At 47.1% G+C, this 24,270-nt stretch carries 25 protein-coding genes; 11 read left to right on the plus strand and 14 right to left on the minus strand.

The features are described 5' to 3' along the window. The first annotated feature begins 95 nt into the window (after positions 1 to 95). The 4 genes from EKM71_RS07650 (at position 96) to EKM71_RS07665 (ending at position 3,253) form a co-directional block, all read left to right on the plus strand. Complete coding sequence (locus EKM71_RS07650; RefSeq protein ID WP_125574019.1) at positions 96 to 1,352, plus strand: MFS transporter; 1,257 nt, start codon at positions 96 to 98, stop codon at positions 1,350 to 1,352. A gap of 114 nt (positions 1,353 to 1,466) precedes the next feature. Further along, positions 1,467 to 2,033 (plus strand): TetR/AcrR family transcriptional regulator, encoded by a 567-nt coding sequence (locus EKM71_RS07655; protein ID WP_125574020.1) that lies wholly within the window; start codon positions 1,467 to 1,469, stop codon positions 2,031 to 2,033. 75 nt (positions 2,034 to 2,108) lie between these two features. Continuing rightward, complete coding sequence (locus tag EKM71_RS07660) at positions 2,109 to 2,789, plus strand: DUF4097 family beta strand repeat-containing protein (RefSeq protein WP_164504755.1); 681 nt, start codon at positions 2,109 to 2,111, stop codon at positions 2,787 to 2,789. A 98-nt stretch (positions 2,790 to 2,887) separates the two neighbouring features. Beyond that, entirely contained in the window at positions 2,888 to 3,253 is a 366-nt protein-coding gene (locus EKM71_RS07665; protein ID WP_125574022.1) for a nuclear transport factor 2-like protein, read from the plus strand. Positions 3,254 to 3,348: 95 nt separating this feature from the next. Here the strand turns inward: EKM71_RS07665 and EKM71_RS07670 are convergent, their stop codons facing one another. The 3 genes from EKM71_RS07670 to EKM71_RS07680 all read right to left on the minus strand — a co-directional run bounded on the left by EKM71_RS07670 (position 3,349) and on the right by EKM71_RS07680 (position 5,308). Beyond that, positions 3,349 to 3,618 carry a hypothetical protein gene (locus EKM71_RS07670; protein ID WP_125574023.1) on the minus strand — a complete coding sequence of 90 codons (270 nt, stop codon included), beginning with the start codon at positions 3,616 to 3,618 and terminating at the stop codon, positions 3,349 to 3,351. A gap of 22 nt (positions 3,619 to 3,640) precedes the next feature. Beyond that, entirely contained in the window at positions 3,641 to 4,015 is a 375-nt protein-coding gene (locus tag EKM71_RS07675; protein WP_125574024.1) for a winged helix-turn-helix transcriptional regulator, read from the minus strand. Positions 4,016 to 4,330: 315 nt separating this feature from the next. Further along, the gene (locus EKM71_RS07680) at positions 4,331 to 5,308 is read right to left on the minus strand and encodes a cation diffusion facilitator family transporter (RefSeq protein ID WP_125574025.1); all 978 of its coding nucleotides are present in this window, start codon (positions 5,306 to 5,308) and stop codon (positions 4,331 to 4,333) included. Positions 5,309 to 5,627: 319 nt separating this feature from the next. Here EKM71_RS07680 and EKM71_RS07685 point away from each other — a divergent pair, with 319 nt between their 5' ends. Further along, positions 5,628 to 6,800, plus strand: coding sequence for an iron-containing alcohol dehydrogenase (locus EKM71_RS07685; protein ID WP_125574026.1), 1,173 nt, complete (start codon positions 5,628 to 5,630; stop codon positions 6,798 to 6,800). A 212-nt stretch (positions 6,801 to 7,012) separates the two neighbouring features. After that, positions 7,013 to 7,669: an HAD-IA family hydrolase gene (locus tag EKM71_RS07690; protein WP_125574027.1), complete on the plus strand. Its 657-nt coding sequence runs from the start codon at positions 7,013 to 7,015 to the stop codon at positions 7,667 to 7,669. Between the two features lie 106 nt (positions 7,670 to 7,775). On the opposite strand, the gene EKM71_RS07695 is transcribed toward EKM71_RS07690, so the two are convergent. Further along, positions 7,776 to 8,405, minus strand: a complete 630-nt coding sequence (locus EKM71_RS07695; RefSeq protein WP_125574028.1) for a GyrI-like domain-containing protein — start codon at positions 8,403 to 8,405, stop codon at positions 7,776 to 7,778. Between the two features lie 58 nt (positions 8,406 to 8,463). Further along, a complete protein-coding gene (locus tag EKM71_RS07700; protein WP_164504756.1) occupies positions 8,464 to 8,934 on the minus strand; it encodes a GyrI-like domain-containing protein in 471 nt (156 codons plus the stop codon). A gap of 77 nt (positions 8,935 to 9,011) precedes the next feature. On the opposite strand from EKM71_RS07700, the gene EKM71_RS07705 reads away from it, so the two are divergent. Further along, the gene (locus EKM71_RS07705; RefSeq protein ID WP_125574030.1) at positions 9,012 to 9,971 is read left to right on the plus strand and encodes a helix-turn-helix transcriptional regulator; all 960 of its coding nucleotides are present in this window, start codon (positions 9,012 to 9,014) and stop codon (positions 9,969 to 9,971) included. 60 nt (positions 9,972 to 10,031) lie between these two features. Here EKM71_RS07705 and EKM71_RS07710 read toward each other — a convergent pair whose 3' ends face one another. The 7 genes from EKM71_RS07710 to EKM71_RS07740 all read right to left on the minus strand — a co-directional run bounded on the left by EKM71_RS07710 (position 10,032) and on the right by EKM71_RS07740 (position 16,901). Next, a complete protein-coding gene (locus tag EKM71_RS07710; protein WP_125574031.1) occupies positions 10,032 to 10,703 on the minus strand; it encodes an ABC transporter ATP-binding protein in 672 nt (223 codons plus the stop codon). Between the two features lie 3 nt (positions 10,704 to 10,706). Then, entirely contained in the window at positions 10,707 to 11,762 is a 1,056-nt protein-coding gene (locus EKM71_RS07715) for an ABC transporter permease (protein WP_125574032.1), read from the minus strand. Between the two features lie 9 nt (positions 11,763 to 11,771). Further along, the gene (locus EKM71_RS07720; RefSeq protein ID WP_125574033.1) at positions 11,772 to 12,281 is read right to left on the minus strand and encodes a TetR/AcrR family transcriptional regulator; all 510 of its coding nucleotides are present in this window, start codon (positions 12,279 to 12,281) and stop codon (positions 11,772 to 11,774) included. Between the two features lie 127 nt (positions 12,282 to 12,408). Further along, on the minus strand, positions 12,409 to 13,593 hold the full coding sequence (locus tag EKM71_RS07725) for an MFS transporter (protein WP_125574034.1): 1,185 nt from the start codon (positions 13,591 to 13,593) through the stop codon (positions 12,409 to 12,411). A 130-nt stretch (positions 13,594 to 13,723) separates the two neighbouring features. Beyond that, positions 13,724 to 14,080 (minus strand): hypothetical protein, encoded by a 357-nt coding sequence (locus EKM71_RS07730; protein ID WP_125574035.1) that lies wholly within the window; start codon positions 14,078 to 14,080, stop codon positions 13,724 to 13,726. Positions 14,081 to 14,721: 641 nt separating this feature from the next. Next, positions 14,722 to 15,567: a hypothetical protein gene (locus tag EKM71_RS07735; protein ID WP_125574036.1), complete on the minus strand. Its 846-nt coding sequence runs from the start codon at positions 15,565 to 15,567 to the stop codon at positions 14,722 to 14,724. A gap of 11 nt (positions 15,568 to 15,578) precedes the next feature. Further along, a complete protein-coding gene (locus tag EKM71_RS07740) occupies positions 15,579 to 16,901 on the minus strand; it encodes a hypothetical protein (RefSeq protein WP_125574037.1) in 1,323 nt (440 codons plus the stop codon). A 747-nt stretch (positions 16,902 to 17,648) separates the two neighbouring features. Between EKM71_RS07740 and EKM71_RS07750 the strand changes: the two genes are divergently transcribed. Continuing rightward, entirely contained in the window at positions 17,649 to 18,155 is a 507-nt protein-coding gene (locus EKM71_RS07750) for a DUF2798 domain-containing protein (protein WP_125574038.1), read from the plus strand. A gap of 211 nt (positions 18,156 to 18,366) precedes the next feature. Here the strand turns inward: EKM71_RS07750 and EKM71_RS07755 are convergent, their stop codons facing one another. Further along, positions 18,367 to 18,927 (minus strand): nucleotidyltransferase family protein, encoded by a 561-nt coding sequence (locus tag EKM71_RS07755; RefSeq protein ID WP_125574039.1) that lies wholly within the window; start codon positions 18,925 to 18,927, stop codon positions 18,367 to 18,369. Between the two features lie 186 nt (positions 18,928 to 19,113). On the opposite strand from EKM71_RS07755, the gene EKM71_RS07760 reads away from it, so the two are divergent. The 3 genes from EKM71_RS07760 to EKM71_RS07770 all read left to right on the plus strand — a co-directional run bounded on the left by EKM71_RS07760 (position 19,114) and on the right by EKM71_RS07770 (position 23,101). Then, positions 19,114 to 19,806, plus strand: a complete 693-nt coding sequence (locus EKM71_RS07760; protein ID WP_225418018.1) for an N-acetylmuramoyl-L-alanine amidase — start codon at positions 19,114 to 19,116, stop codon at positions 19,804 to 19,806. A gap of 451 nt (positions 19,807 to 20,257) precedes the next feature. Continuing rightward, complete coding sequence (gene aldA, locus EKM71_RS07765; protein WP_125574040.1) at positions 20,258 to 21,739, plus strand: aldehyde dehydrogenase; 1,482 nt, start codon at positions 20,258 to 20,260, stop codon at positions 21,737 to 21,739. 237 nt (positions 21,740 to 21,976) lie between these two features. Further along, a complete protein-coding gene (locus tag EKM71_RS07770) occupies positions 21,977 to 23,101 on the plus strand; it encodes an NAD(P)-dependent alcohol dehydrogenase (protein WP_125574041.1) in 1,125 nt (374 codons plus the stop codon). A gap of 85 nt (positions 23,102 to 23,186) precedes the next feature. Here the strand turns inward: EKM71_RS07770 and EKM71_RS07775 are convergent, their stop codons facing one another. Next, on the minus strand, positions 23,187 to 24,200 hold the full coding sequence (locus EKM71_RS07775) for an NAD-dependent epimerase/dehydratase family protein (RefSeq protein ID WP_125574042.1): 1,014 nt from the start codon (positions 24,198 to 24,200) through the stop codon (positions 23,187 to 23,189). Positions 24,201 to 24,270 lie beyond the last annotated feature (70 nt).

Consider the following 24,270-nt stretch of genomic DNA (forward strand, 5'->3'; position numbering starts at 1 on the left):
TTTTTTGGCGGCAAATGAAACAAGCGGTGTATCTTGATCCCCCTCAACTAGAATGCTAATATAAATCATCTGCTAAATTACTAAGGGGGCTTATGATGACTACAACACTGCCGCATTGGCGGCGTAACATCTACCTGTTTCTAACCAGCCAATTTCTCTCTGGAATTACCAGTATGGTGGTGCAATACGCTATCATCTGGTATCTCACCAAGCAGACCGGATCAGCAACCGTCCTGAGTTTTGCCACTCTGTTGGGTATGATTCCCATGGTCGTGCTCAGCCCCTTCGTCGGCCCTTTCGTCGATCGGCTCAATAAGAAACGCTTATTGATTGTGCCAGACATTGTCGCTGCCGTTTTTGCAATTATTCTTTCCATCTCCGGAACCCTTCAGGATCACTTTCCCCTGTGGTTAGTCTTCGTCTCCCTGTTTGTTCGGGCAGTCGCCCAGACCTTCCAGATGCCAACTGTTCAGGCAATTATGCCGACCATGATTCCGGCAAACCAACTGACCAAGCTTAACGGCCAGCTGGGCATGGTCCAATCAGCCAATATGATTATTGCGCCTGCTCTAGGCGCTTTCCTCTTTGCTATCATTCCCATCAATTATTTAATTCTACTGGATGTTGTCGGCGCCATCATCGGCATCAGCATTCTCTGGGCCGTGCGGATTCCCGAACATCCAGTCATTGACGACCCGGTTCGCGTCCTCAGCGATGCCAGATTTGGTCTGACTCGTCTCCGGCAAACCCGAGGTCTGTGGGCAATCACATTACTCGGCGCCCTTTTCACCTTGTTTTTCATGCCAGCAGCCAGCCTCTATCCGCTGATGACCATGGGGTACTTTCACGGAACCGTGGGTCAGGCTGGCCTCATTGAAGTCATTTTCTCGGCGGGAATGTTAGCTGGCGGAGCCATTATTGGGATTTTCGGTAACTGGCAAGATCGCATGAAGCCGATTATTGGGTCCACAATTATTCTTGGAATTGCGTTCGGTGCCGGCGGCTTTCTACCCGGTAATCAGCGTGGATTCGTCTGGTTCGTCGCTTTCAATGGACTAGCGGGTATTATGGGCCCGTTCTTTAATACCCTGCTCATGGCTATGATTCAACAAACCTTCCCCTCCGTCGAACTGGGCCGCGTCTTGGGCGTCTTAAATTCAATCATGAGTCTCACCGGCCCGGTCGGTCTGATTTTTGGTGGCCCGCTCGCCGATAGGATCGGGGTCCAAAAGCTCTTCATTATCGGTGGTATTGGTGCTCTACTCTGTGGACTAATAATGTTTTTCATGCCCAGTGTCCGGACCTATGATCGACGTCTTCATGAAAAAATGTATCAGAAATCTAATTCCTAAAACGGCTGCCTCTGGCGACCGTTTTTTTTCGCTTTCCAGCCGATCAAGCGTTGGACTTGACAAAATGAACGAATGATCATAATATTCATTCATTAGGAAGAGGAGTGATTTGGTATGGATGACAAGGAACAGCGGTTGGCCCGTAGTGCGCGTGCCCTTTTTTTACAGCAAGGCTTTAAACACACCAGCATTGCACAGATCGCTCGTCACGCCGACGTGGCCGTGGGAACTTTCTACAACTTCTATACTTCTAAGGACGACATCTTTGTCCGCATCTACAACGCTGAAAATGAACGCGTCAAGGCTAAGATCATGGCCCACGTCGACCTAACCGGCGATCCTGCTACCGTAGTCAAAACAGTCGTTCAGGAGATTTTTACGGAATCTGCCGACAATCAAATCCTCCAGGAATGGTTCACCAATCCCAAGCTCAACAATATCATTGCACAAACCAATCAGTCTGCCGTTGAGGAAAGCCTGGTCTATGCCACTCTGATGCGGCTGATTGACCAATGGCGCCAATCAGGACAGTTGAAGGACGATTTGGACCAAGACCGCGTTATCAGTCTCTTCAATGCCCTCACGGTCGTTGATTTTCATCAAAGTGAGATCCAAACCGATAGTTATTATCAACTACTCAATGACCTGATTGCTAGCATTCTGTTATTTATCCTAAAATAGCCGTTTCGGTTATTTTTTTAAATTAAAATGAATGAATTTAAATTATATTCATTCAATTCGGAGGTATTCTCTTTCATGAAAAAGCTATTCCTCATCATCACGATTACCATTTTAGGCCTCGTTATCAGTCTCCTGGGAATCACGGCCAGCCAACACCGGCTCACCGTCAATACCGGTCAATTAGAACGTCTCACCCATCAGACCATTCCTCTAGAAGAGCAGCCCCACCAGTTACGGCTGGCTGTTCGAACCGCTCGCGTGACGATTCGAACCGGAACCACACCGGCTGTCTCTCTGAACCAAGTGGCCAAAGCTCAGTACAAGGTCGTGAACACACCCGACCATCTCAGCATCACTGAGCCACTGGCGCACCAACATCAACTGACCATCGGCCACACGCCAATCATTACAATCACGCTACCAGCTAAACGACTCAAACATCTGCAGATCACCCAACTTAACGGAACCCTTCATCTGCACCCACTGATCGTCAATACCGGCCAAATTACCCATCAGAATGGGACGACCATTGCTAAGCATCTGACCATTCATCAAGGGGGACAATTCACCAAGTGCAATGGGGCGACAACCCTCACTAACCTTTCTGTACAAGGACTTCAAGTTTCAGTTAAAAACGGTCAAGCCAAGCTCAACGGTCGCCGTATCGCTGAAAATCATCATGCTTATCGTCGGGCCGGACAACACCCCTTCATCATTCGTAGCGGCAATGGCCAAGTAAATCTGACGACCAATTAAGTAAACTTAATAACCTTCCGGTGGTCAATAGCAGCCAATAGCTTTACTTTTAAGCCGTTCAAGCTAAACTAAGCCATTAACGGAAAGAAGGTCTTTACATGGATCCAAATGCTGAAATCATTCGGCGTTACTTTCGTCTATCAGACTTGGCATCACACGACCCGCAAGCGCTCAGCGAGCTAATTGGCCTGTTCGCAAGTCATGCTATTGTTAAGGATGCTAACGGGTTTGTTGCTGATAATCCGACTAAAGTGGCCGCCTTCTTCAGCCATTTCTTCAAGGATAATCAAGAATTACATCATCTTTGCCAAGTCATGACCGGCCCCGATCACAGCTATCGCGCCGAATGGGCAGTCGCCGGTCGTAAAAGTAGCGGTAAACTGTTCGCATTTCACGGCTTTGACACCTACCACTTCGATCAAGCGCATAAAATTAGCGCCTTACAAGTCGAGATTGGGCATTAACCATCAGTTTCAGCTAGCTATAACTTCATAAAAAAAGAGGGCCTAGAAATCTGTCTTGATTTCTAGGGCCTCTTTTGATCACTGGAAAAATATTTTCACTGTCTCTCGTCTGTAATACAGGATTGAATCGCCTGTAACACCGGCCGCAAGCTCTCGCCGTCAGCCGTTAGTTGCCATCGCCATTGTTTCACATGAAACATGACCAGATGGTGCTGCCACAATCGCCACAAATCACGCCGTGGTCCCAACAAGCGAAGTTGACTCCCCGTCGCTGGACCGGTAGCCAAGCACAACAGTAGCTGCCATTGCGCTGGTGATGTCACCATCTGTTGGGTACGTTGCATGCCCAAAATTCTGGTTTCCATGGGTATCCCCACTTTCGTTGACCTAGATGGTCTCTAAGAGATGGTTGAATCCGGCGTGACCATTTTCAATCTCCATATTCGGCAATTCATTGGCGCGTTGTTCCCCCCAGAGCGACATCTGAAGGAGAATTTTCCCCAACGATCGTCCTGTCTCTGTCAGACTGTAGACCACCTTAAATGGTGCCCGATCGCCCAGAACCTGCCGATCGATGATGCCATCCTCTTCTAATTCACGTAGCTGTTGCGTCAACACCTTTTGCGAAATATCGGGTAACATCTGCCGTAAGTCACAGGTCCGCTGCGGCTGAACGCTCAAGTGGCACAGTAACTGTGGTTTCCATTTTCCACTAATCACGGCTAGTGTGGCCTCGACACCTAAGTTATACGTTTTCTTCATCCCACGGACCCTCCTCGATAATTTTACTCATTGTACACGATAAATTACTTTTTGGACAGTAGGCACCTTTTGGTAACCATCACTTAGCCGGCAAAACCAGCAGGCATCATTTTAAAATTAATTATTATTAATGATTACTAAATTAATAATTAGAGTTGGCGATGATCATAAAAAAGGATCCTGGACCTCACTCAAAAATCAGCTTTTTCAGAAGGATTTTCTTCTGAAAAAACTGATTTTATTTTTTCATTATAGTGTCGAAGCGTGCGCCACACGGCAGTTTGCGAGTCTTATGTCCCACTCTCCTCATCTTTCCTAATCCTTTGGTACCGCCATCACATCTGTATCCACAATGCCAAATTGGTGACGCATCGTGGCCTCAATCTCTTCACCCAGCCGATAACTATCCTGAACCTCCATGTGCGGGTCCACTTCAATAATCAGATCTAACGTCACGACGTTCCCATTATAATGTGCATTCAGCTCGCGAACCCCTTGTACCTCAGAAAAAGCCATCACCGCTTGACGAAATTGTTCCTCGGCCTGTGGATCAAAGTAGTCCGCCAGATTTAAACTGCTCTCACGGAAGATCTTCACACCAGCCGTCAGAATGAAGATGCCCACCACGATACTCGCAGCACCATCCAACCATTCAAAGCGAAAGAGAAGTGCTCCAGCAATTGCGATCAGCGTTCCCACACTTGTCACGGCATCACTCAGACTATCCTGTGCAGCCGCCGTTAATGACGCATTTTGTAGCTTGCGACCGGCTCGACGGTTGGACCACCAGACAATCAACATGATCACAGCAGCAATCCCTGCCCCAACTAGGGTGACCGGCTGCGGGATTGTCTGTTTACCCGTATGCAGCAGGCTCTTCACCCCGCTGAACATGACACTTCCGGCGATAGCCACCATCACAATTCCGGTAATGAGCGTGAAGACCGTCTCATAGCGAAAACGTGTCAGCTGTAAGCGTTGATCGTCCTGCTGTAATGCTGCGGATAGTGGCTGCCCAATCAAGTCATCGTCGTCAATATCACTGGCAATGTGGTTGCCCATTAACAGCAATGCAGTGGAAATGATTCCGGATAAATTATTCAAGGCATCTGCTCGTAAAGTCTGTGAACGCCCCACAATTGCCAAGTAAAACTCGACGACCGAGATCCCAACATAGGCGACGACGTTCATAGACAGATGCCATCGTGCGCCCTTTAGTTTCTTCAATTCAGCAGCCTGACGTTCCTCCCACGCGATTTGCTCGGATTGACGGTGTGCCTTTAAATCTTTCATGTTCCAACCCCCTGATCCTAATTCACAACTCTTATTATAGTATTTTTCATCGAAAGGGATCGTCTCACCGGCGCATTCAACGGTAAAATTGTGAAACTTGTTCGACTTTTCATTAATTAATTTTTCTTATTGGAAACGACTGATCCGGATTTCAACGACACTCACAAAACAAGTTGTACCAACGTCTCACCATCAATTGTTAACGAACCGAACGAATCTTTCTAGAAAAGCTATTGCAAACTGTAAGTGCCTACGTTATAATTACTTTGTGAAATAGGTGTTAAAGATTTTCAAAACTTCTGAAAGAAGGCATTTTATTATGGCTGAACGTAGTTATGATTTTCTGATGCCCAGTGTCAACTTCTTTGGCCCTGGCGTAATTAACAAGATTGGTGACCGTGCAAAGATGCTTGGCATGAAGAAACCCGTTATTGTGACGGATAAGTTCTTGGAAAGCATGAAGAACGGTGCTGTTCAACAAACCTTGGACTCACTCAAGGCTGCTGGTGTCGACTACGTCATCTACAACAACGTCGAACCGAACCCTAAGATTCGGAATATTAAAGAAGTCAAGAAGCTCTACGAAGAATCTGGTGCCGACTCTATTATTACGGTTGGTGGGGGATCTGCCCACGATACCGGTAAGGGTGCCGGAATCATTTTGACCAACGGTGATGACATTACCAAATTAGCAGGTATTGAAACCCTCGACAAAGCCTTACCACCATTAATCGCGGTCAACACAACTGCTGGGACTGGCTCAGAATTAACCCGTCATGCTGTGATTACCAATGAAGAAACCCACTTGAAGTTTGTCGTCGTTTCATGGCGAAACATTCCACTGGTCTCCTTCAATGACCCAACTCTGATGTTGGAAGTTCCTAAGGGCTTAACCGCTGCTACGGGAATGGATGCCTTTGTTCAATCCATTGAACCTTACGTTTCAGTGGACCACAACCCTATCACTGACTCACAATGTATCGAAGCCATTAAATTAATTGAAACTTCATTGAGAGAAGCCGTTGCCAACGGCCATAATCTAGAAGCTCGGACTAAGATGGTTGAAGCCGAAATGTTAGCCGGAATGGCCTTCAACAATGCCAACCTAGGCTACGTCCACGCCATGGCTCACCAACTCGGTGGTCAATACGACGCCCCACACGGTGTCTGCTGTGCCCTACTCCTGCCTTATGTTGAAGAATACAACATCATTGCTTGCCCAGAACGTTTTGCTGAATTAGCAGAAATCATGGGTGAAAACACCGAGGGCTTATCAACTCGAGATGCTGCTGAATTGTCCATCAAGGCCATGAAGCAGATGTCTGAAGACGTTGGTATTCCTAAGTCCATCAAGGATATCGGTGCCAAGCCTGAAGACTTCGAACTTATGGCAGAAAATGCCTTGAAGGACGGGAATGCCTTCTCCAACCCACGTAAGGGCACCAAGGAAGATATCGTTAAGATTTTCCAAGCCGCTTACGACGCTGAATAAGCCGTACCGTTCTCAATGTTTTACCAACAACTCATGCGAAGGCTATGCGTCTAACCGCCACATAGCTGTTGGTTCCATGACTTGCGAACCAACCTTGAATGCCACCTTGCCAGGTGGCATTTTTTGTTACATACTGAGAATGTGCAGGGATATCGTTTTCCTTTTGGATCAGGCGATATTCCCCTGTCAAATTCATCAAAGGAAGCTTTGTGATGACTAAATACTTAACGTTTGACTGCTATGGCACCCTATTACGAGAAGAGGATACCTACGCCAAAGTTGCCGAAATTGCTCAGAAATTAGGGGTCGATCCCCAGTTGGCTCGCCGACGCTTCGCCAACTATCAGAGCGATCGAAATAATATGCACCCTTACTTAGACTATGATCTTCTGACCCGAAATAATCTGATTCACCTGGATTACCAGTTCGGACTCACACATCAATTTGAACGCTACTTCGTTGATGTCCTAACGGCCCATCGCTCACTCAAGCCCTTCCCCGAGGTGATCGCGACACTCAAGACCTTGCGAGAGCGCGGCTACCACCTCATCATGATGTCGAATTCTTCCTGGGACATCATTCCAGCTAACGTGGCAGCCCTTCAGGTACCATTCAACGTTTGGACGGCGGAGGACGTTCACGCCTACAAGCCAGATCATCACTTCTTCAATACCGTCGCACAACACTACGGTCTGACTCCGGAAAATCACTGGCATATCGCTGAAGGCTACATGAGTGACATCGTTCCCGCTGACGCCCTAGGCTGGCCATCGATCTGGGTCAACCGAGATAACGAGGCACCAACCGCAACGGCCACGCCAACCCATACTGTCTCAACTTTAGACCAAGTTCTTCAATGGTTAGATTAATTTAAAATGCGTGTGATAAGCGCGGAATTGACCGCCTTTGAGCGTACGTTCGGATCACCAAAAGGGGTCTGAGACTTTTGTCTCAGACCCCTTTTTCACGCCCTATCTAATCTTTAGCTGCCAAACGGTAACGCAACACCGTCTTAGCCTTCTCTGGCGCCGTTCGCCGAGCATCTGTCAAATAAATTTCACGATGCCAATAGTCGCCCATCGTTGGTATGATCTGTTCGTGCTGCTCGCTGACAATAGCCTGCATCTTCGCAAAGGTTGCGGGTTCCTCATCAAAGGAACCTTGATGCATTGCCTGGATGACTCGGCCTTCCGTATATGAGGTCCATTTTAACTTCGATAACCAGGGATTAGCCTTCTTGTGCATCACCCGTTCTAAACTCGCCTGAAAATCCGCTGCCGTCAGTCGATCCGGTTGGCGCAACATAATCTGATAACGTAAAGCGGTCTTATTTAGGTCGGCTCCCTTAGATCCATCATCGGTCGTCCAGACCCCTTCTAAGGGGTAAACCGTGTATTCGTAGGGATCGCCCAGTTCACCGCGTTTCAACGTCATTCGCAAATCGTAAGCGATTGGATACAAGGCCCCAATCTGATCGCTGAATTCGGGCCGATTCGGATCGCCAACCCCCGCCAGGGTAATGAAGTTCATCTGGGGTAACGTTAAGATCGTCGGTTGTTTAGGGAAATACCACTCTTTTTCGGCTTTTCGCCACTCATGTTTCACGTGAAACCCTCCGTTTCATTCGATACCAGTGTCTGGCGTTAAATTCCAGACTTTTAGTTTACTTTTCAACTAAAGGAACTAACATCTCACCGTGCACACCGGTAGCGTCCTGCCCCGTCATATAGGATGTATTGGGCCCGCCCACATAAGCGTAGTCCTTGAGTTGCGGTAAGATCTCACCGAAGGCCGGTCCCTCTAACGCATTATACAACCCCATCTGATCGCTCGCTGTTCCCTCAATGACCAGGTACTTTCCGGCTGGAAAGGCAATCAACCGTTGCCCCGTCGTAACTGTCGTGTCGGGAGCGACCTGCTTGCCAGCGTAGTAATGAAATTCACCGTTAACGGCTTCGTTGACTGCATATGGATAATCGGTGATACCGGCTAAATCATCCAACGCATGGTCCGCATTGATCTTCTGCCAGAAATCTGCCTTCTGTTGTCCCATTTCAGAGAAGCCGCCAGTTAACACCATCCCAATCCCTAAAACTGTAAAAGCTGGTTTATCTTCAATTGTATAAGTTGTCATGTTCGTGACCTCCATTTCTTGATACACTGAGTATAATCGTTAATCGTACCAAAAACTGACACTATTTGGAGGTAACCATGACTAAAACATCACGAATCAATACCATGATGCGTTATATCAATAATCGACAGGTTTTCACGATTCGTGACCTGATGACCCAATTTAAGGTCTCACGAAGCACCGTCATTCGCGACCTCAACAGCATTCAAGAACTGGGGATGCCGCTGACTGCCACCGTAGGGCGTGACGGCGGTTATGCCGTTCTTGCCAATCGCCTTCTGCCGGCCGTTCAGTTCAACAATGAGGAACTTAAGGCGCTCTTCGTGAGTTTTCTCGCCACCCTTAACACACAACTTCCCTATTTGGAGAATCGAAATACGTTGACTGAGAAACTCGTCGCCATTGCCTCGCAAACCCAACAGGACGATCTGCTCACGCTTCAAGAACTTCTGGTTTTCGATCATACGAATCCCCGCAATCCTAAGCTAACCGAGCTTACTGACTTCGCTCCGGCCCTCTTAAAACCCCTGATCAACACCTGCCTGCGAACACGTCAGCTGGTCATCACAGATACGACTGGTACTCGTACGGTCTGGGTCCAACACGTCTTTACCCGCCAAGCCACCTGGTACGTCGCTGCCTGGGATCTAACAACCCAGCGTTTCTGCCAATTGGCCGTCGCTGACATACAAGACGTCCAGCCGGTTGCCAAAGAACAGACACTCGATCCCGCTGCGATTACCGCGGCCATAAGAAAAGCTCGACCGGCGGTAAACATTCGTATCCGCCTGACAGCCGCGGCCATTCAGCAATTCCACCAGCATCCCCACCCCACGGCCGTTCTCCAGTATCGTGATCCCTTTCAACAGACCGCCTTACTGACATGTACCGTCGACGCCACAAATGCCCAAGCCGTCCGCGATTTCTCGAATTGGTTCCGTTATTTGGGACCAGCCGCTCATCTGGAGCTGGCCCCAACCACCGTCACCGACGACCTACGCCAGCTGGCCAATGACCTATTGGCTAGCCTTCCCTAGACTGTTTCATGTGAAACAAAAACGCTCAGCAACCGCGCTAATTCACGGTCACTGAGCGTTTTAATTTAATGTCATCTGCCCATCCATAATCGCATAAGTACGGTCAGCAAATTCCTGCAAACGTAGATCATGCGTCACCACCACAATGGCCTTGTTGTGGGTCTTAGCTAAATCGTGGAGGAGTTGCCCCACTACTTTTACCCGGGCACTATCTAGGGCCGCGGTGGGTTCGTCGGCCAATACGATGTCGGGGTTCTGGTAGAGCGCTCTGGCGATGGCAACTCGCTGCGTTTGCCCGCCAGACAGTTCCGCTGGATATTGGTCAATCAAGGCGGCAATCCCCAGTTGCTCCAAAAGGTGCCGCAGAGCCGATTCATTCAAATTATCGGCTGGTTTCACCCGATCAACCAGTGTGAACTGATCACGCACCGTCAGATAGGGAACCAGATTATAAGCTTGCAAGACAAAGCCAATTCGATTCAACCGTAGCGCATCGCGATCTTTACCGGATAGTGCATTTAATGCCTGTCCTTGCACCACCACAGACCCTGAAGTTGGGGTCTGAATCCCCCCGGCGATCGTCAAGAAGGTACTCTTGCCGGAACCCGAAGGTCCAATCACTAAGCTAACCTCGCCACTGGCAGCTTCGAAGTTGATGTCATTAAGCACCGTCACCTCGTTAGTCGCGTGGCCAAAAACCTTTTTGACGTGTTGTAACGCTAATGCTGGCATAATCTAACCTCCCATAACGCTGACGGGGTCAACGTTCAAAATGACTTTGACGGGAATCAAGGCCCCAACGACCCCCGTTAATAGAATTCCCCCGGTAGCCGCACTTAACAACGGTAAATTGAAACTCATAGGCACGCCAGTTGGCACCGTCAGAACGGTTGCCAATGTTAGTCCAGCGCCGATGACCAATCCCGCAATCACCAACAGTAAGGCTTGCGTAACAGTAGTCGTCACCAATACCTTAGCCGGGATTCCCTGGGCCCGTAAGACGGCATAGTTTGGCAACTTCTGCATTGTGAGAATGTAGAGGAAGACCGCGATGACGACCATGGCGATCACCATAAGGAAGCCAATCATAAAGGAAAAGGTCGTGTTCTGTGCAGAATAGCCCGGCAATTTATTGATGAATTTGTTCATTGATAAGGTGCTCAGACCTTTGGCCTTGAAATTGGTTTGTGTCGAGACAATGCCGCTGGCCTGAAAGTCTGCAGTCAGGTGACTCAGGGTGCGCCAAGTTCCCAACGATCCATAAATAACCGGAGCCACGCTGAGCTTGGCGTTATGGGTGAAGCCCACGATGCGATACTGGCCGTCGGCGGCATTCAGTGTCACCTTGTCTCCCAGACGATAGCCGTTATCTTGGAAACTGTCATCAACTAAGATCTGATTGGCCTTGGTGGGCTTGTGCCCAGCGGTAACCCTGAGGCGTCGGTAGATCAGTTGGGTGCGGTCAATTCCCAAGAATTGGGCCGATAGTTTGGCTTGCCCCTTTGCCTTAGCGACGACACCGGTCTGTCCCAGGTAAGCTTCGTGCTCGGTCAACTTGACCTTATCCGCGTCCTGCTTCGTAATCACGGACTGAGACAGACTATCGTTGGCGTCCTTGTTAAGGGCAATCTTATCAACTCGCCAACTGCTGATGGCTTGGGTGTTTTGTTGTGCCAAACCGTACGCCAAGCCACTTAAAATGAACACCAGATAACTCACCAGGACAATCATACCAATGATAAGTCCGTAACGTAATTTCTCATGTCGGATCTCTCTTAAGGCTAAAAACATAGGGCTCTCCTAACCCGCCAGTAACGTTAGGGCTTGGCGGAAACGTGCCAGGGCCGCATTCTGCTGGGCTGGCTGTAACATAATCTCTTTAATCGTGGCGTGACTCAGCGTCATTGCCGCCCAATCAGCGACAGGTAACTCATCTGGTAAGGGACGCGTCGGAATCAAGCTCTCGTTCTCCCGGTAGTGGCGTCTAATAAGCTGGTCATAAGGACTAGCCGTCACGTGGTCGACGAAGCTGGCCACTGCCTCGTAGTAGCTGTCGGGATTGAACGCCTTACCAGTCGGTCGGCCAAACTCATGGTGAATATGCGTGAGTGCCACGCCGTAGAGATACTGATAGGCGTCAGTCAGATCGGCAAAGTATTTGTAGAAGGCCCCGCGGGCAATATCGGCTCCCGTAACGATCCGGGCGACCTGAGCTTCAGCTAGGCTGTGGGTCGAAAATTCGGTCAATAACGCCGCCGTGATACGGTCTTTTTTAGGTTGTGGTAAATTTTCAAAGGTAGGTAATGGCATCCATAAAACTCCTTTCCCCAATTGGTGACATCGTGTCACTTTTAAGCGAGTCTATCACGCAAGTGACACTGTGTCAATATTTAATCATTAAAAAGGCCCTACCACGATGGTAAGACCAGAAGATAACCTAATCCTGTGCTAATTTCTTCGGTTCGCCGATCAGCCAGTGACCCAGTAAGGCCAAGAATAAGAAGGCCATGGCCACACCACAGACTCCCGTCCAGCCTGCATGTCCCCACGCCCAAGTAGCCGACAATGTTCCCATTGAGCCACCCAGAAAGTAGCTAAACATGAAGACGGAATTGTTTCGGCTACTCTGCTGGCGATTTAGAGACTGTACGATGGCCTGATTAGAGACCTGACTGAACTGCGTCCCCAGATCCAGAAGAATGATACCGGCGATGAGTCCAATCATCCAGTGGCCAATTAGCCAGAAGATGACAAAGGCGACCCCCGAAAAAACCATCCCTAGGCCCACTGTCAACCGTGGTGATCGTTGATCGACCAAATTACCGATCATTGGCGCCGCCAACACTCCAGCGATACCTAAGAGTCCTAGAAGCCCTGCAACGCTGCTTCCTAAGTGGTAAGTATCCGCCAGATAAAAGGCTAGCGTCGACCACAAAACATTCGACATTCCAAACAGACAGAAGCCATTAATAGCCGATCCCCGTAATTCCCGTTGACTGGTAAAGAGCTTCGGTAACATCCCAATTACCTTTAAATAGCTCAAACTTTGATGACCCCGTTCATCCTTGGGTAGTTTTGCATGCACAATCAAGAGAAAGATCAGATCGATCCCAGCGGCTAACAGATAGATATATTGCCACGGCATAACGCTCCCTAGGAGGCCACTGAATGACCGTGACAACAGAATCCCCGTCAGCAGGCCACTGAGTACAATCCCTAAAAATTTCCCCCGTTGAAGTGCTGGCGCGAGATACCCGGCATAAGGAATAATGATTTGGGGTGCCACTGAGGTGATTCCGACTAATGCCGTCGCAACGGCAAAGACGCCGGCTGTCGGCGCCCAGAACGCCAACAATAGTGAGCCAATTGAAAGGATCATCATGACTTGAATAAGATGATAGCGATCAAAGATATCGCCCAAAGGCACGATCAGCAACAGACCAAAGGCATAGCCTAGCTGGGTCACCATAGCTAACGTCCCTACCGCCGCTTTTGACAGATTAAAGTCCGCCGCAATCAGGTTCTCAATTGGTTGAATAAAGTTTAAGTTGGCAACGATGACCCCAGTCACCACTGCCATGAGCAGGACTGTCTTTTTCGACAGTGTTGTTTGTGTATTCACTAGAAAAACCTCCTCATAGCAGTTTAGCCTTTTTTTCAGTAAATGAAAACCGTCGACGGGTCCATGAAAACGAAAAAAAGCTGAAAAATAATCAGTTTTTTCATAATTCATCTAATGATCCGACCCAGCCCTAGCGTGCTAGTCGCTTATCGGCCATCTCCTCAACGCTCGATTTTAGTTGACTAGCACGCTTGACCAGTTTGTCAGCCGTGCGATTACCTTCCGCGGGTAATGACATGGGTTGCGGCATCTCTGCGGCGATAGGCGCTTTCACCATGAACACGTGTGGGCCATCATCCGTAGCAATTTCCAATTGCTGGCGTAATTCCGTCGCGGTAAGTGTCAGCAAGGCGATATTCACCGAACTCGACATTGGACGTGGTACTCCAGTCGTTGTCGCCGCAATAAAGGTCCGCGGCCCACCTAATCCCGCCAACGTCAACGTGACCCACACCAATCCCAATGAACGTAAGACTGAGCTTTTCATCAGTACCCTCCTAAGGTTGAGCCCCAACATTATTTTCAGCCTTAGTGTAGCAAGTTCAGATCACTTTTCAGCAAATTCTCTGTATTTTATTGGTAAAGGTCTCGCTTTCAGACTAGTCTTTCAACAAAATCTATTTAAAAAGGACCACTTGACGTTAAACGAGTGGCCCTAAAAACCAGCTATTATTCTGTCTATCTAGCAGACAACATTAACGCTCTGCGACCCGCAACCGGATCCAGGTTTGTTGCCACCGTTTAACTGCCAGACGCTACTGATAAAAGGAGATCGAGCGTATTACTGTAATTATAATGCGCCATGTAGACCCCATTTTTCACCTGCTACTAGTAGTACTACGGGGGCAGCCACTCGTAACGCTTCAAGTCATCGCTAACTGTTCGCTCAGGGTCAAAGGAAACAACAGTAACTGAAACGGTTGCCCACCCAAAGGTTGCCAGACAATATTACAAATACTCCCGCTGCCAGTGCCCCCTTGATTAAGGTGACAATCGCGGATAATTCGAAGAACTTGCGTGAGTTCTAGATTGGCTGTGATAATAATTTGGAGTTAAGATTCGAGTGTCATTGATGTGAGCCCTTCTTGCTATTGATCAACTCAGAATATCTTTAAACCTAAAATCCGTTTATCCACCTACTGTGACATTTAATAACTCAGCATATGCTAAAGCATCATTCACAATTGCACCTAATCGATACTGTTGTTCTTCCGTAAGATGCGAATAGTTTCGAGTATAATCACTTAACTCATTATCAAATTGTCTTACGTTGTGTGTAGCCTCTATTGTCCTTTCTCCAAGATTTTCAATTTCCTTCAAAGTTCCATCGATAATCCTCATCTGCGCAATTAACTTTTGCGATGCATCATTCGCTTTTTTTGTTACCTTTTTATTTTTACTGTTCTCCAATGCACTTCCTGTAGCTATTCCAACTGCAGCTAGAGCCCATCCCGCAGGACCGCTCAGTGCCAATAAAGCACTTCCGCCAGCCATGCCACCACCACCTGCACTTAAAGTCCCGCCACCAAGCCAAGCTAATGCCGCACCATCAGCTGCCGCACCATTCAAAGCTGAAATTGCCACACCAGTAGAAGCTGTGCCAAAAGTCGATGCAATTGACATTGCCACAGTTGGTGCCAAAGCAGCTACCCCAGCGCCAGCAATAATCCCACCACCCATTGCAGTTCCAGCTTTAACATTTAGTTCCTCACTGCTAACTTTAACGTCCTCGATTAATTTTTCGTATCTTGTATACTCAACTCTCACTTTTTCTAATTTTACTTTCATGTCAACTGGCTTGTTACGAAAATCATTTATTTTTTCCCATAATCGATTTACATGATCCTTTAGTGCATGCCGTTTTGTGTACAAGTTTGTAGCTCGTACTACAACTTTATCTCCCTTCTCTTTAAGTTGCGAGTTGATCTCATTCATTCTGGCTACAGCCTTCTTTTTTTCCTTAAAGTTAAGCATAAAATCTCTCCTTAATTATTGAAAAAATCATCAATAGCCGACTTAGATTGTAATGTTTTATTCACATTATTTAAGTGTGCGAACTGGATACTATTAGTAAACATCTCTTTACCAGAGCCATCTAAGTCTACCGCTAATTTTTCCAACCTAGAATATTCCAAGTATTCGTTTTGCATCTGTTGAATAATTTTTCGATATTTTCTATCAATATTTTCAATGTTTATTTTAAAATCATTTTCTATACTAACCGCATCGTTTTGAACATTAAACTTTAGATTATCCCAAATATGTGTTAACCCCTTAAGCTCGTTTTTAAATTCATCAGATTCTTGGATTTTTTTGACTGTTACAAGTAAACCGCCCCAATCTAATTCTCGTAATCCTTCAATTGGATGACCGAGCGTTATCTGACTTAAACTAACAGCGAGATCTTCCGAACTAGCCATTGCATTTGCAATGGCTAATACTTTTTGCCTTTTTGCTATCACAAACTCTTCCGACTCATTTGAGTCTCTATATAATAGGAATCTATACATATATCCTGCGATCGCATTAATCAATTCTGATAAACCAGCCTGCGCAAAAATATCCGCAAACCAAACAAAATCGAATTCATTATCTAACAACCATGAATTTATTTCTGCTCCTTTAATTTTCTTTAGATTAGGCAACGCTGATAGACCCGGAATAACAAGTCCTTGCTTGGTTCCAATATCAGATGCCAAATGTAGAAGGTGCTTAATAATTGCATCAGGTAACGCTGCCTTATCCTCATTCACAGTTCTAACTGCTTTAACAACTGCTCTGGGAAAAGAACTTGGCGTACTAACATAATAGCTGGTGCCCGGATTATCAGGCTCGTATGGTAAAGCCTTGGACGTCCCCAGTACTAGTTTCGTATTATACGTTACTGTATTGCTCAACAAATTAATCGGTCCAACTAGTAGTCCGATCAACGGATCATGTGCAAGTGTTGTATACCTGTGATTACGGCCCCCAATTCCCACCTTTTTGAAGTATGTCGATGATCTTTTAATTGCATCATAAGATGTGGGTCCCAAAATCCACTCTACACGGTCACCGTTACTCTTTTCGATATTTTTCATTAACTTATTGTGCTTTATCTTATCTGCACTATCCTGGTCGCTTAACCTATTTCTATTAAGAATATTTTTCTTATTCAACCATTGTCTTACTATTTGTAGTCCGGAAATTAGTCCAATAAATAAAACGTCGTCCCGGTTCAGTGCCATTTTCTGAGATTCATTAATATTATGTATAAGCTTTTGCAAATCTTCATTACCTGGAATGTCAAAATAAACTTTATCGTTCATGTTCGTTCCTCACCTTTTCATACAACTACTTATGACTAATCAATAATTTCCTGACGACCGTTCTAAAAAACGATATGTTAGCATCTCATGAGAAGTTTAATTAATGACATCTTCAAAACTATTGAAAGTAACTTCTTGATTTATCCTAGCAACTAAGACAGTCATCCTGACTAACACATTATTCGTTCTGAAAACACCTGTAGCATTGTCGCAGTTCAACTACAACGAGCTGTCATCGTTTAAGCTCTGGTGACTCATTATCCACGATCTTCACCCCATCTTCTGATTTATTAAGCAAAACATTCTGATACTATAAATATAATTCTTTCAGTCCGTAAATAAAAGAAAACATTGGGTCTCACGGTGATTCACCAAACACGTTTCTTTTTCTCTTGTCTCCTCTGAATCATCTGCCGTATCCAACGCTGTGAATAGCCATATTTTCTCGTCAATTCTCTTCTGTTAGGACTTGCTTGGCTACTTTCTCTCGAGTGTAAAGGTACAGGGGAAATGAGACCTGCTGGCCGCGATATCATTGCTAAATGTTTTCAGTCAGCTTCTCCCCGACCAAAGGCGAGATGAATGACACCCTCGATAGTCTGCTCCAACTCATACCTCTCACCTTTTTGGCCACACATTGCAAGTGAAATCGTTTTAACCGCCAACAAACTCAAAATAATCCTTACGACAGGTTTAAAAACGTGGTATGCTAGCATCTCGTGGGAAATTTAAACGAGGAGCAACACAATGCCTAAAAATTTCAAAGAAGAATTACTTTTCACTGCCGTTATGGCGGGACTGATGGTCCTGGTCATGGCTGGCTACAATATCGCTTTAGCCGATGGCTTTTCCAACCACTTCATTCGCGAGGTCTTGACGGGGTATCCGCTGGCCTTATTGGTGGCCGCCATCTGTGACCTGGGGATTATCGGACCTGGGGTTAAATACATCTTTTTCCACTTCATTATTAATGATTATATGAAAAAGAAGCAGATCCGAATTACCTTGACGATCTCTGTCATGATGGTTGCCGGGATGGTCACCCTGATGTCCCTCTTCGGGATTATCGTAACCCAAAACTTTGGCGGGAACTTTTTCCTGACCTACCTACACACTTGGATCTTCAATTTGTTTATGGCCTTACCACTACAACTTATTGTGGTCGGCCCCATCGCCCGAACAATTCTGGGTGCCGTTCAAAAGAAATCAGCTGCCAAGGCAGCTGCAATGGAAACCAAATCAGTAGAAGAATAACCCTAACTAAACGTCGCCGCTACCAATCAGTAGTGGCGACGTTTTTATCTTTTCAGTGGTCCCACGCCAACGAAAAATAAAGGGAGCGAAACGAGCCGCCATTGGGCACACGTTTCAGCTATATGAGTTTGGAGACACAAACATACTAAGATTTACTCTGTAAAAATCGGTTTGGTTTTACAGAATTAATCTTAGTATGTTTTTTTGGATCTTAAGCTGGTTGTACTTCGAGACGTGGCCATATCGACTGCCACTGCTTAGCGGCCATCCGTTGCCGATAAATGGCCAAATGCCGTTCATCCTGTTGGTAAAACGGAATCGGCTGGCACCGAAGATTGAGTAAGTCATCAACCCCGTGGGGCGCAATCAATCTCAACTCTTCTCCGTCCAGATAGGCACCCACACAGGTCGGTACCTCCACAAAATGACCAATGGCATCGACCACTGAGCTGAACTCGGGCGTATCACTAAAATTATAATGCGCCATGTAAACTTCATTCTTCACCTGCCACTGATATTGGGGCGCCAATCGTGTGAGCTGCGCATAAATCTCAAGATCATCGCTCGCAGGCCGATCGGGGTCAAAAAAAACGACATCAATGTCACTAAGCAATTGAACGGCTTGTCCACTGCGTACTTGCCAGACCGTGTTGCGGATACTACCAGCAGCAACCGCTCCCTGCCTGAGATGGCAGTCGCGAACCAGTTCAAGGATAGACATAAGCTCTGGTGTTGTTTGAATAATTTTTAAAACTTGGGACTCTGGTGTCATAAGAACCCTCCTCTATAACGTCAATTCAGTATACGCCTAATCAAGCCCGATTCTCCTTAAAAAATACCACTTACCACGTCTAACTTGACTATTAAAAGCTGACCTAGCCACCACCCCTACCATTTTTCGCCAACCAGGCGTATCATTAAAACCGTTAATTAATAATCCACATGGAGGAGAGTCAACATGCTATCAAAAAGAAAATTAGGTTTAATGGTGGGGCTTTTGTTTGCTCTGCCAATCGCGCTTGGCACAACTACCCTCGTGACCGCAAGTGCTGCCACGACCAAAACAACCACTAAGGTTGCTAAAGCAACCCCCAAAAAGAAAAAGGCTAAACACACCTATCTCATCGTCATGGGACATGGGGCCGGCGATCCCGGCGCTCGAGGCAATGGGACTAACGAGGCCAAATTCTTACGAAAATACTACTTACCTCAGTTGAAAAAATATGCCAAGCAAATTAAGAACAGCAAGGTTGTCTTCTACAACTCAAAACATGATATCGTCCGTGATACCCTAGTTCATCACAAGGGATCCTATAAGATTAATAAGAAAACGACTGTCATCATGTTCCATCTCGATGCCCCTTATGGTCGTGGCGGTCACGTCATCATCCATAAGAAACATCCAACGGCTCGTGACAAGCGGATGGCCAAAGTCATCAAGAAGTATGTTGGCTTGAACCGCGCCTACAATGGCTACAGCTACCGAACCGATCTTAAAAATTGTAACGTCTTGCGCCACCGACACGTTGACTACAGTTTGGTTGAAATGGGATTCATCACTAACAAATCCAACTTCAAGCATCTCAAGAAGAACCGGGCTAAGATCGCAAAAGCGTACATCGAAGCCATCACCAATGAAAATATCAAGTAATCCTTTCAAAACCACCTTGACCGAACCGGTCGAGGTGGTTTTGATCTGTAACAAAAAAATTATTGTGAAATAAATATCATACTAGATATTTATTGGACGCGTCAAGTGTTTCACAATTATATTAATCTGTATTTCCATCCCACACTATTTTTAACCGCATCACAGCTTAGATCGCTAAGTTTAGCAAGTTTGCTACCTAACCTCCTCAAGTTTAAACTCACGGGCCACAGTCCTGATCACCAAATCACTGAGAAACAATTCTTTGTGATATATTTTGCAATATGCCGTTTTTCACGTTATAACTAGTTATGGGTAAGCAGATAGACGGGTGATCTATTAACAACCATAATCGCCCATCTTTAAACCCGATCGGTTGACAGACCTTTGGTTACAATCGATCCTGTTGGCAGTTGTTTTCGTTCTCGATTTTGGAAAGGAAGGCTTCTAGCTTATGTCACAGTCACAAAATGCCTTATCTTTAAAACACTATCAAATGTATATCAACGGTGAGTTCAGAGACTCCGCTTCCGGTAATCTTATCACCGTCATCAATCCCGCTACTGGTAACCCCATCTCAACGGTGCCAAGCGCTACTTTAGCCGAGACTCGTGAGGCTATCGATGCCGCTTACGAGGCTCAAAAATCCTGGAAACAGGTACCAGCCGCAACTCGGGGACAATATCTCCACGACTGTGCCACTGAAATTCGCAAGGACCAAGATCACCTCATCGCTATGCTCCAAGAGGAACAAGGAAAGATTAAGTCGCTGGCAACCACCGAAATCCTCTTCTCCGCGGATTATTTTGATTACATGGCCAGTGCCTCCCGAACCTACGAGGGTGAAATCGTTCAATCAGACAATCCCCATGAAAATATCATGATTGCCAAACAACCAATTGGGGTTGCCGCCGGAATTCTTCCATGGAACTTCCCATTCTTCCTCATTGCCAGAAAAATGGGCCCAGCTCTTGTAACTGGAAATACCATTGTGATGAAACCAAGTACCGATACCCCTAACTTAGGACTAGAATTTGGGAAGATCTGTGATCGCGTTGGCATCCCTAAAGGGGTCGTCAACATCATCACGGGCCCCGGGGCTGTGATCGGGGACGAGCTCTCCAAGAACAAGAAGATCGGTATCATTAGTCTGACCGGATCTGTCAACTCCGGAAAGCGCGTCATGGCCGCAGCCGCGACCCACATGGCTAAAGTCTCTCTAGAACTCGGTGGGAAAGCACCAGCCATCGTCTGCAAGGACGCCGACATCGACCTAGCCGTCCAAGCCATCATTGACTCACGAATCGACAATAACGGTCAGCTCTGCAACAATTGTGAACGCATTTACGTTCAAGAAGACGTCGCTGAAGAATTCACCCAGAAGTTAGCGACCAAGATGGCAGCTGTTACAGTAGGCGACCCGATGGCTGATGAGTCCGTCGGCATGGGACCACTGATCAATCAGGCTGCGCTAGATAAGGTATCTGGCATGGTCGACCGCGCCGTTCAAGCTGGTGGGAAGATCGTCGCCGGTGGCCACGTCTTAAACATTGCCAATGGATTCTATTACGAACCAACGGTGATTACCAATGTGACCCAGGACTCCGAGATCGTCCAAGATGAAATCTTCGGGCCCGTTCTGCCTGTCCTGACCTTTAAGACCTTAGATGACGCGATTAACATGGCCAACGACAGCGACTTCGGGTTAACCTCATCCATCTTCACCCAGAACCTCGACAATGCGATGCGTGCTGCCAACGAGCTGGAAGACGGGGAAACCTATATCAACCGCTTCAATTTTGAAGCCATGAATGGTTCTCACTCTGGTTGGAAGGAATCTGGAATTGGTGGAGACGACGGGAAACACGGTATCGAAGAATTTCTGAACACCCACGTTATCTACCTGCAAGGTCACCCTGAGAAGGCACAAGGTTAAATTGTTTTAAAAAGTTTGGGTGTAATCCCCAAACTTTTTCTATGAAACCACGCATTTTTAATCGAGTTTGTGAATTTTTCCCATTAAATTTCACGCGATATAAGCGCTATTATAACGGGCATTGTCGCCAAACAAGGCTCTGAAACCCGTTTTGAAAGCGCTTGCTTTTTCATCTGTTTGTGTGATAATGATCATTGTACAGGCAAATACTAAAATCTACTAAACGAGGTGCCAATTATGAAGATTCAAGCTGCAGTTGTTGATAAGCAAAATGCTGATTTTGAAATTCGTGATGACGTTGAACTGACGGACATGGGTCCCGATGATATTCAAGTCCACATGGTTGCTAGTGGAATTTGCCACTCCGATGAAGCTTTACGGACCGGGGTTGCCGTTATCGACTACCCTATCGTCTTAGGCCATGAAGGTTCTGGGATCGTCGAAAAGGTGGGTCCTGAAGTGACCCAGTTCAAGCCCGGCGACCATGTCGTACTGAGTTTCTACGGCTGTGGGAACTGTAAGAGTTGTCTCAAGGGCATTCCAACCCAATGTGAAAACTACGCGGCCAACAACCTCTCTGGGGTTCGTCCCGACGGTAGTGCGCACTTTACGGAAAACGGCAAGAAAGTTGCCGACATGTTTGACCAAAGTTCCTTCACCTCCACGACCGTGGTTCGTGAACGAAACGCCGTTAAGGTTGATAAAGACCTCGACTTACGAAAACTTGGGCCACTGGGCTGTGGGTACGTTACTGGTTCCGGGACTGTGCTCAACACCTTGAAACCAAAGCCTGGTGACACGATCGCCGTCTTCGGGACGGGTGCCGTTGGGTTAGCTGCCATGATGGCCGGCCGCATTTCCGGCTGTACAAAAGTAATTGCCATCGATATCGTCGATTCTCGTTTGGAATTAGCGAAGGAACTTGGCGCGACCGATGTCATCAACAGTAAGAACGTTGATGACGTGGTCAAGGCCGTTCAAGACTTAACTGGTGGCTACGGGGTTAACTACGCCGTCGACACGACCGGGGTTGCCAGTGTCATCTCCAACTCCATCGCTGCCTTGGCTCAAGGTGGGACTTCGGCTGCTATTGCCGTTACCAACCACCACATTGACCTCGATACTTGGAATGACCTTTGTGTCAACGACAAGAGTGTCATCGGGGTTAACATGGGTGATTCCATTCCTCAAATCGACATTCCACGCTTGATCGAATTCTACAAGCTCGGCATGTTCGACTTTGACAAGACTGAAAAGTTCTACAAGTTCAGTCAAATTAACGAAGCCAACGCCGACTCTGTTTCTGGGAAGACCATCAAACCCGTTCTGGTGATTGATGATAGCTACATTCCTGGTAAATAAGCGTTAAAAATTTAGTCACCAAAAATCGGGATATCCTGTGAGGTATCTCGTTTTTTGTGATCATTTGAATGGACTTATTCAATCGCTAGTTCACTTCTTGCAGACTAGCTAAAGCTGCCAAAACAGCCTGGCGGCTATTGCTAACTGGTTGCCAGTTCAACAATTGCCGTGCGCGTTGATTGCTGACCCGATGACTGACCCGCATCATCAGTTGCGCCTCCTTCACTGCTCGGTTAAAGGGGGCAAGACCATTTACCAGCCAGGTTGGCAGCAGCCTGTGAGGTAATGTCGCAGCCATTTCCGGATAATGACGTCGAATCAAGGTGATAATCTCCTGCATAGAAATTGGCGTATCTTCGACAGCCAGGATACGCTGTCCAGCAGCTTCTGGTATTTCCATGGCCCGGACATGGATAGCCGCCACATCGCGAACATCGACGACGTTGACGACGAGATTGGGTGTGGGCTTGCCCGCAATCAGTCGTGTCAAGAGACCAAAACTACTGGTGATGTGGCCACCTAACGCTGGACCTAGCATGGCGCCAGCGTTAACCGTAACAAGCTCAGGGGATGCCGGATGGCGTTGCGTATACTGCCAAGCCGCACGTTCCGCAAGGAGTTTGCTCCGTTCATAAGCGGAAAGTCCAGCTTGTTCGGGGTCCGTCCAATCCGCTTCGGTGACAATATGATCGGCAAAACGACTAAAACCCACCGCTCCCAAATTAGCCGTCATGACCACTCGCTTAACACCGGCGGCTTCTGCTGCTTGCAAGATGCGGTGCGTCCCAACTTCAGCTGCTGTCGCCACCTGATTTGTCACGTTAGTATCGTTGACAAAGACTGGTGCAGCAACGCTCATAACCGTTGTTACCCCGGCCATTGCTGTCGCCCAACCGGTATTCTGAGTGAGATCGGCGGCCACAAAGGATAGTCGATCGAGATGTGGTGTCCTAGCAATTCTCAAATCTGTTCGAACAGTTTCCGCCTGATCCAAGGACCGGAGTGTTGCCCGCACGGCATGTCCCTGACGTAGTAACTCACGAATAATGTGACGGGCTAAGAAGCCATTCCCGCCGGTAACTAAAACCAATGATTGCATCGTTAACTCTCCTTATTTGCTTATTTCGGTCATTTTAATTATGATCAGCCTAAACCCTAGACCATACTCT

The organism is Levilactobacillus huananensis, assembly GCF_003946145.1.
GTDB classification, from domain to species: Bacteria; Bacillota; Bacilli; order Lactobacillales; family Lactobacillaceae; genus Levilactobacillus; species Levilactobacillus huananensis.

Excerpts from the sequence above, each read along its gene's own strand:
- EKM71_RS07650 (WP_125574019.1), top strand. The coding sequence starts at position 96 with ATGACTACAACACTGCCGCATTGGCGGCGTAACATCTACCTGTTTCTA.
- EKM71_RS07655 (WP_125574020.1), top strand. The coding sequence starts at position 1,467 with ATGGATGACAAGGAACAGCGGTTGGCCCGTAGTGCGCGTGCCCTTTTT.
- EKM71_RS07660 (WP_164504755.1), top strand. The coding sequence starts at position 2,109 with ATGAAAAAGCTATTCCTCATCATCACGATTACCATTTTAGGCCTCGTT.
- EKM71_RS07665 (WP_125574022.1), top strand. The coding sequence starts at position 2,888 with ATGGATCCAAATGCTGAAATCATTCGGCGTTACTTTCGTCTATCAGAC.
- EKM71_RS07670 (WP_125574023.1), bottom strand. The coding sequence starts at position 3,618 with ATGGAAACCAGAATTTTGGGCATGCAACGTACCCAACAGATGGTGACA.
- EKM71_RS07675 (WP_125574024.1), bottom strand. The coding sequence starts at position 4,015 with ATGAAGAAAACGTATAACTTAGGTGTCGAGGCCACACTAGCCGTGATT.
- EKM71_RS07680 (WP_125574025.1), bottom strand. The coding sequence starts at position 5,308 with ATGAAAGATTTAAAGGCACACCGTCAATCCGAGCAAATCGCGTGGGAG.
- EKM71_RS07685 (WP_125574026.1), top strand. The coding sequence starts at position 5,628 with ATGGCTGAACGTAGTTATGATTTTCTGATGCCCAGTGTCAACTTCTTT.
- EKM71_RS07690 (WP_125574027.1), top strand. The coding sequence starts at position 7,013 with ATGACTAAATACTTAACGTTTGACTGCTATGGCACCCTATTACGAGAA.
- EKM71_RS07700 (WP_164504756.1), bottom strand. The coding sequence starts at position 8,934 with ATGACAACTTATACAATTGAAGATAAACCAGCTTTTACAGTTTTAGGG.
- EKM71_RS07705 (WP_125574030.1), top strand. The coding sequence starts at position 9,012 with ATGACTAAAACATCACGAATCAATACCATGATGCGTTATATCAATAAT.
- EKM71_RS07710 (WP_125574031.1), bottom strand. The coding sequence starts at position 10,703 with ATGCCAGCATTAGCGTTACAACACGTCAAAAAGGTTTTTGGCCACGCG.
- EKM71_RS07715 (WP_125574032.1), bottom strand. The coding sequence starts at position 11,762 with ATGTTTTTAGCCTTAAGAGAGATCCGACATGAGAAATTACGTTACGGA.
- EKM71_RS07720 (WP_125574033.1), bottom strand. The coding sequence starts at position 12,281 with ATGCCATTACCTACCTTTGAAAATTTACCACAACCTAAAAAAGACCGT.
- EKM71_RS07730 (WP_125574035.1), bottom strand. The coding sequence starts at position 14,080 with ATGAAAAGCTCAGTCTTACGTTCATTGGGATTGGTGTGGGTCACGTTG.
- EKM71_RS07735 (WP_125574036.1), bottom strand. The coding sequence starts at position 15,567 with ATGCTTAACTTTAAGGAAAAAAAGAAGGCTGTAGCCAGAATGAATGAG.
- EKM71_RS07740 (WP_125574037.1), bottom strand. The coding sequence starts at position 16,901 with ATGAACGATAAAGTTTATTTTGACATTCCAGGTAATGAAGATTTGCAA.
- EKM71_RS07750 (WP_125574038.1), top strand. The coding sequence starts at position 17,649 with ATGCCTAAAAATTTCAAAGAAGAATTACTTTTCACTGCCGTTATGGCG.
- EKM71_RS07755 (WP_125574039.1), bottom strand. The coding sequence starts at position 18,927 with ATGACACCAGAGTCCCAAGTTTTAAAAATTATTCAAACAACACCAGAG.
- EKM71_RS07760 (WP_225418018.1), top strand. The coding sequence starts at position 19,114 with ATGCTATCAAAAAGAAAATTAGGTTTAATGGTGGGGCTTTTGTTTGCT.
- aldA (WP_125574040.1), top strand. The coding sequence starts at position 20,258 with ATGTCACAGTCACAAAATGCCTTATCTTTAAAACACTATCAAATGTAT.
- EKM71_RS07770 (WP_125574041.1), top strand. The coding sequence starts at position 21,977 with ATGAAGATTCAAGCTGCAGTTGTTGATAAGCAAAATGCTGATTTTGAA.
- EKM71_RS07775 (WP_125574042.1), bottom strand. The coding sequence starts at position 24,200 with ATGCAATCATTGGTTTTAGTTACCGGCGGGAATGGCTTCTTAGCCCGT.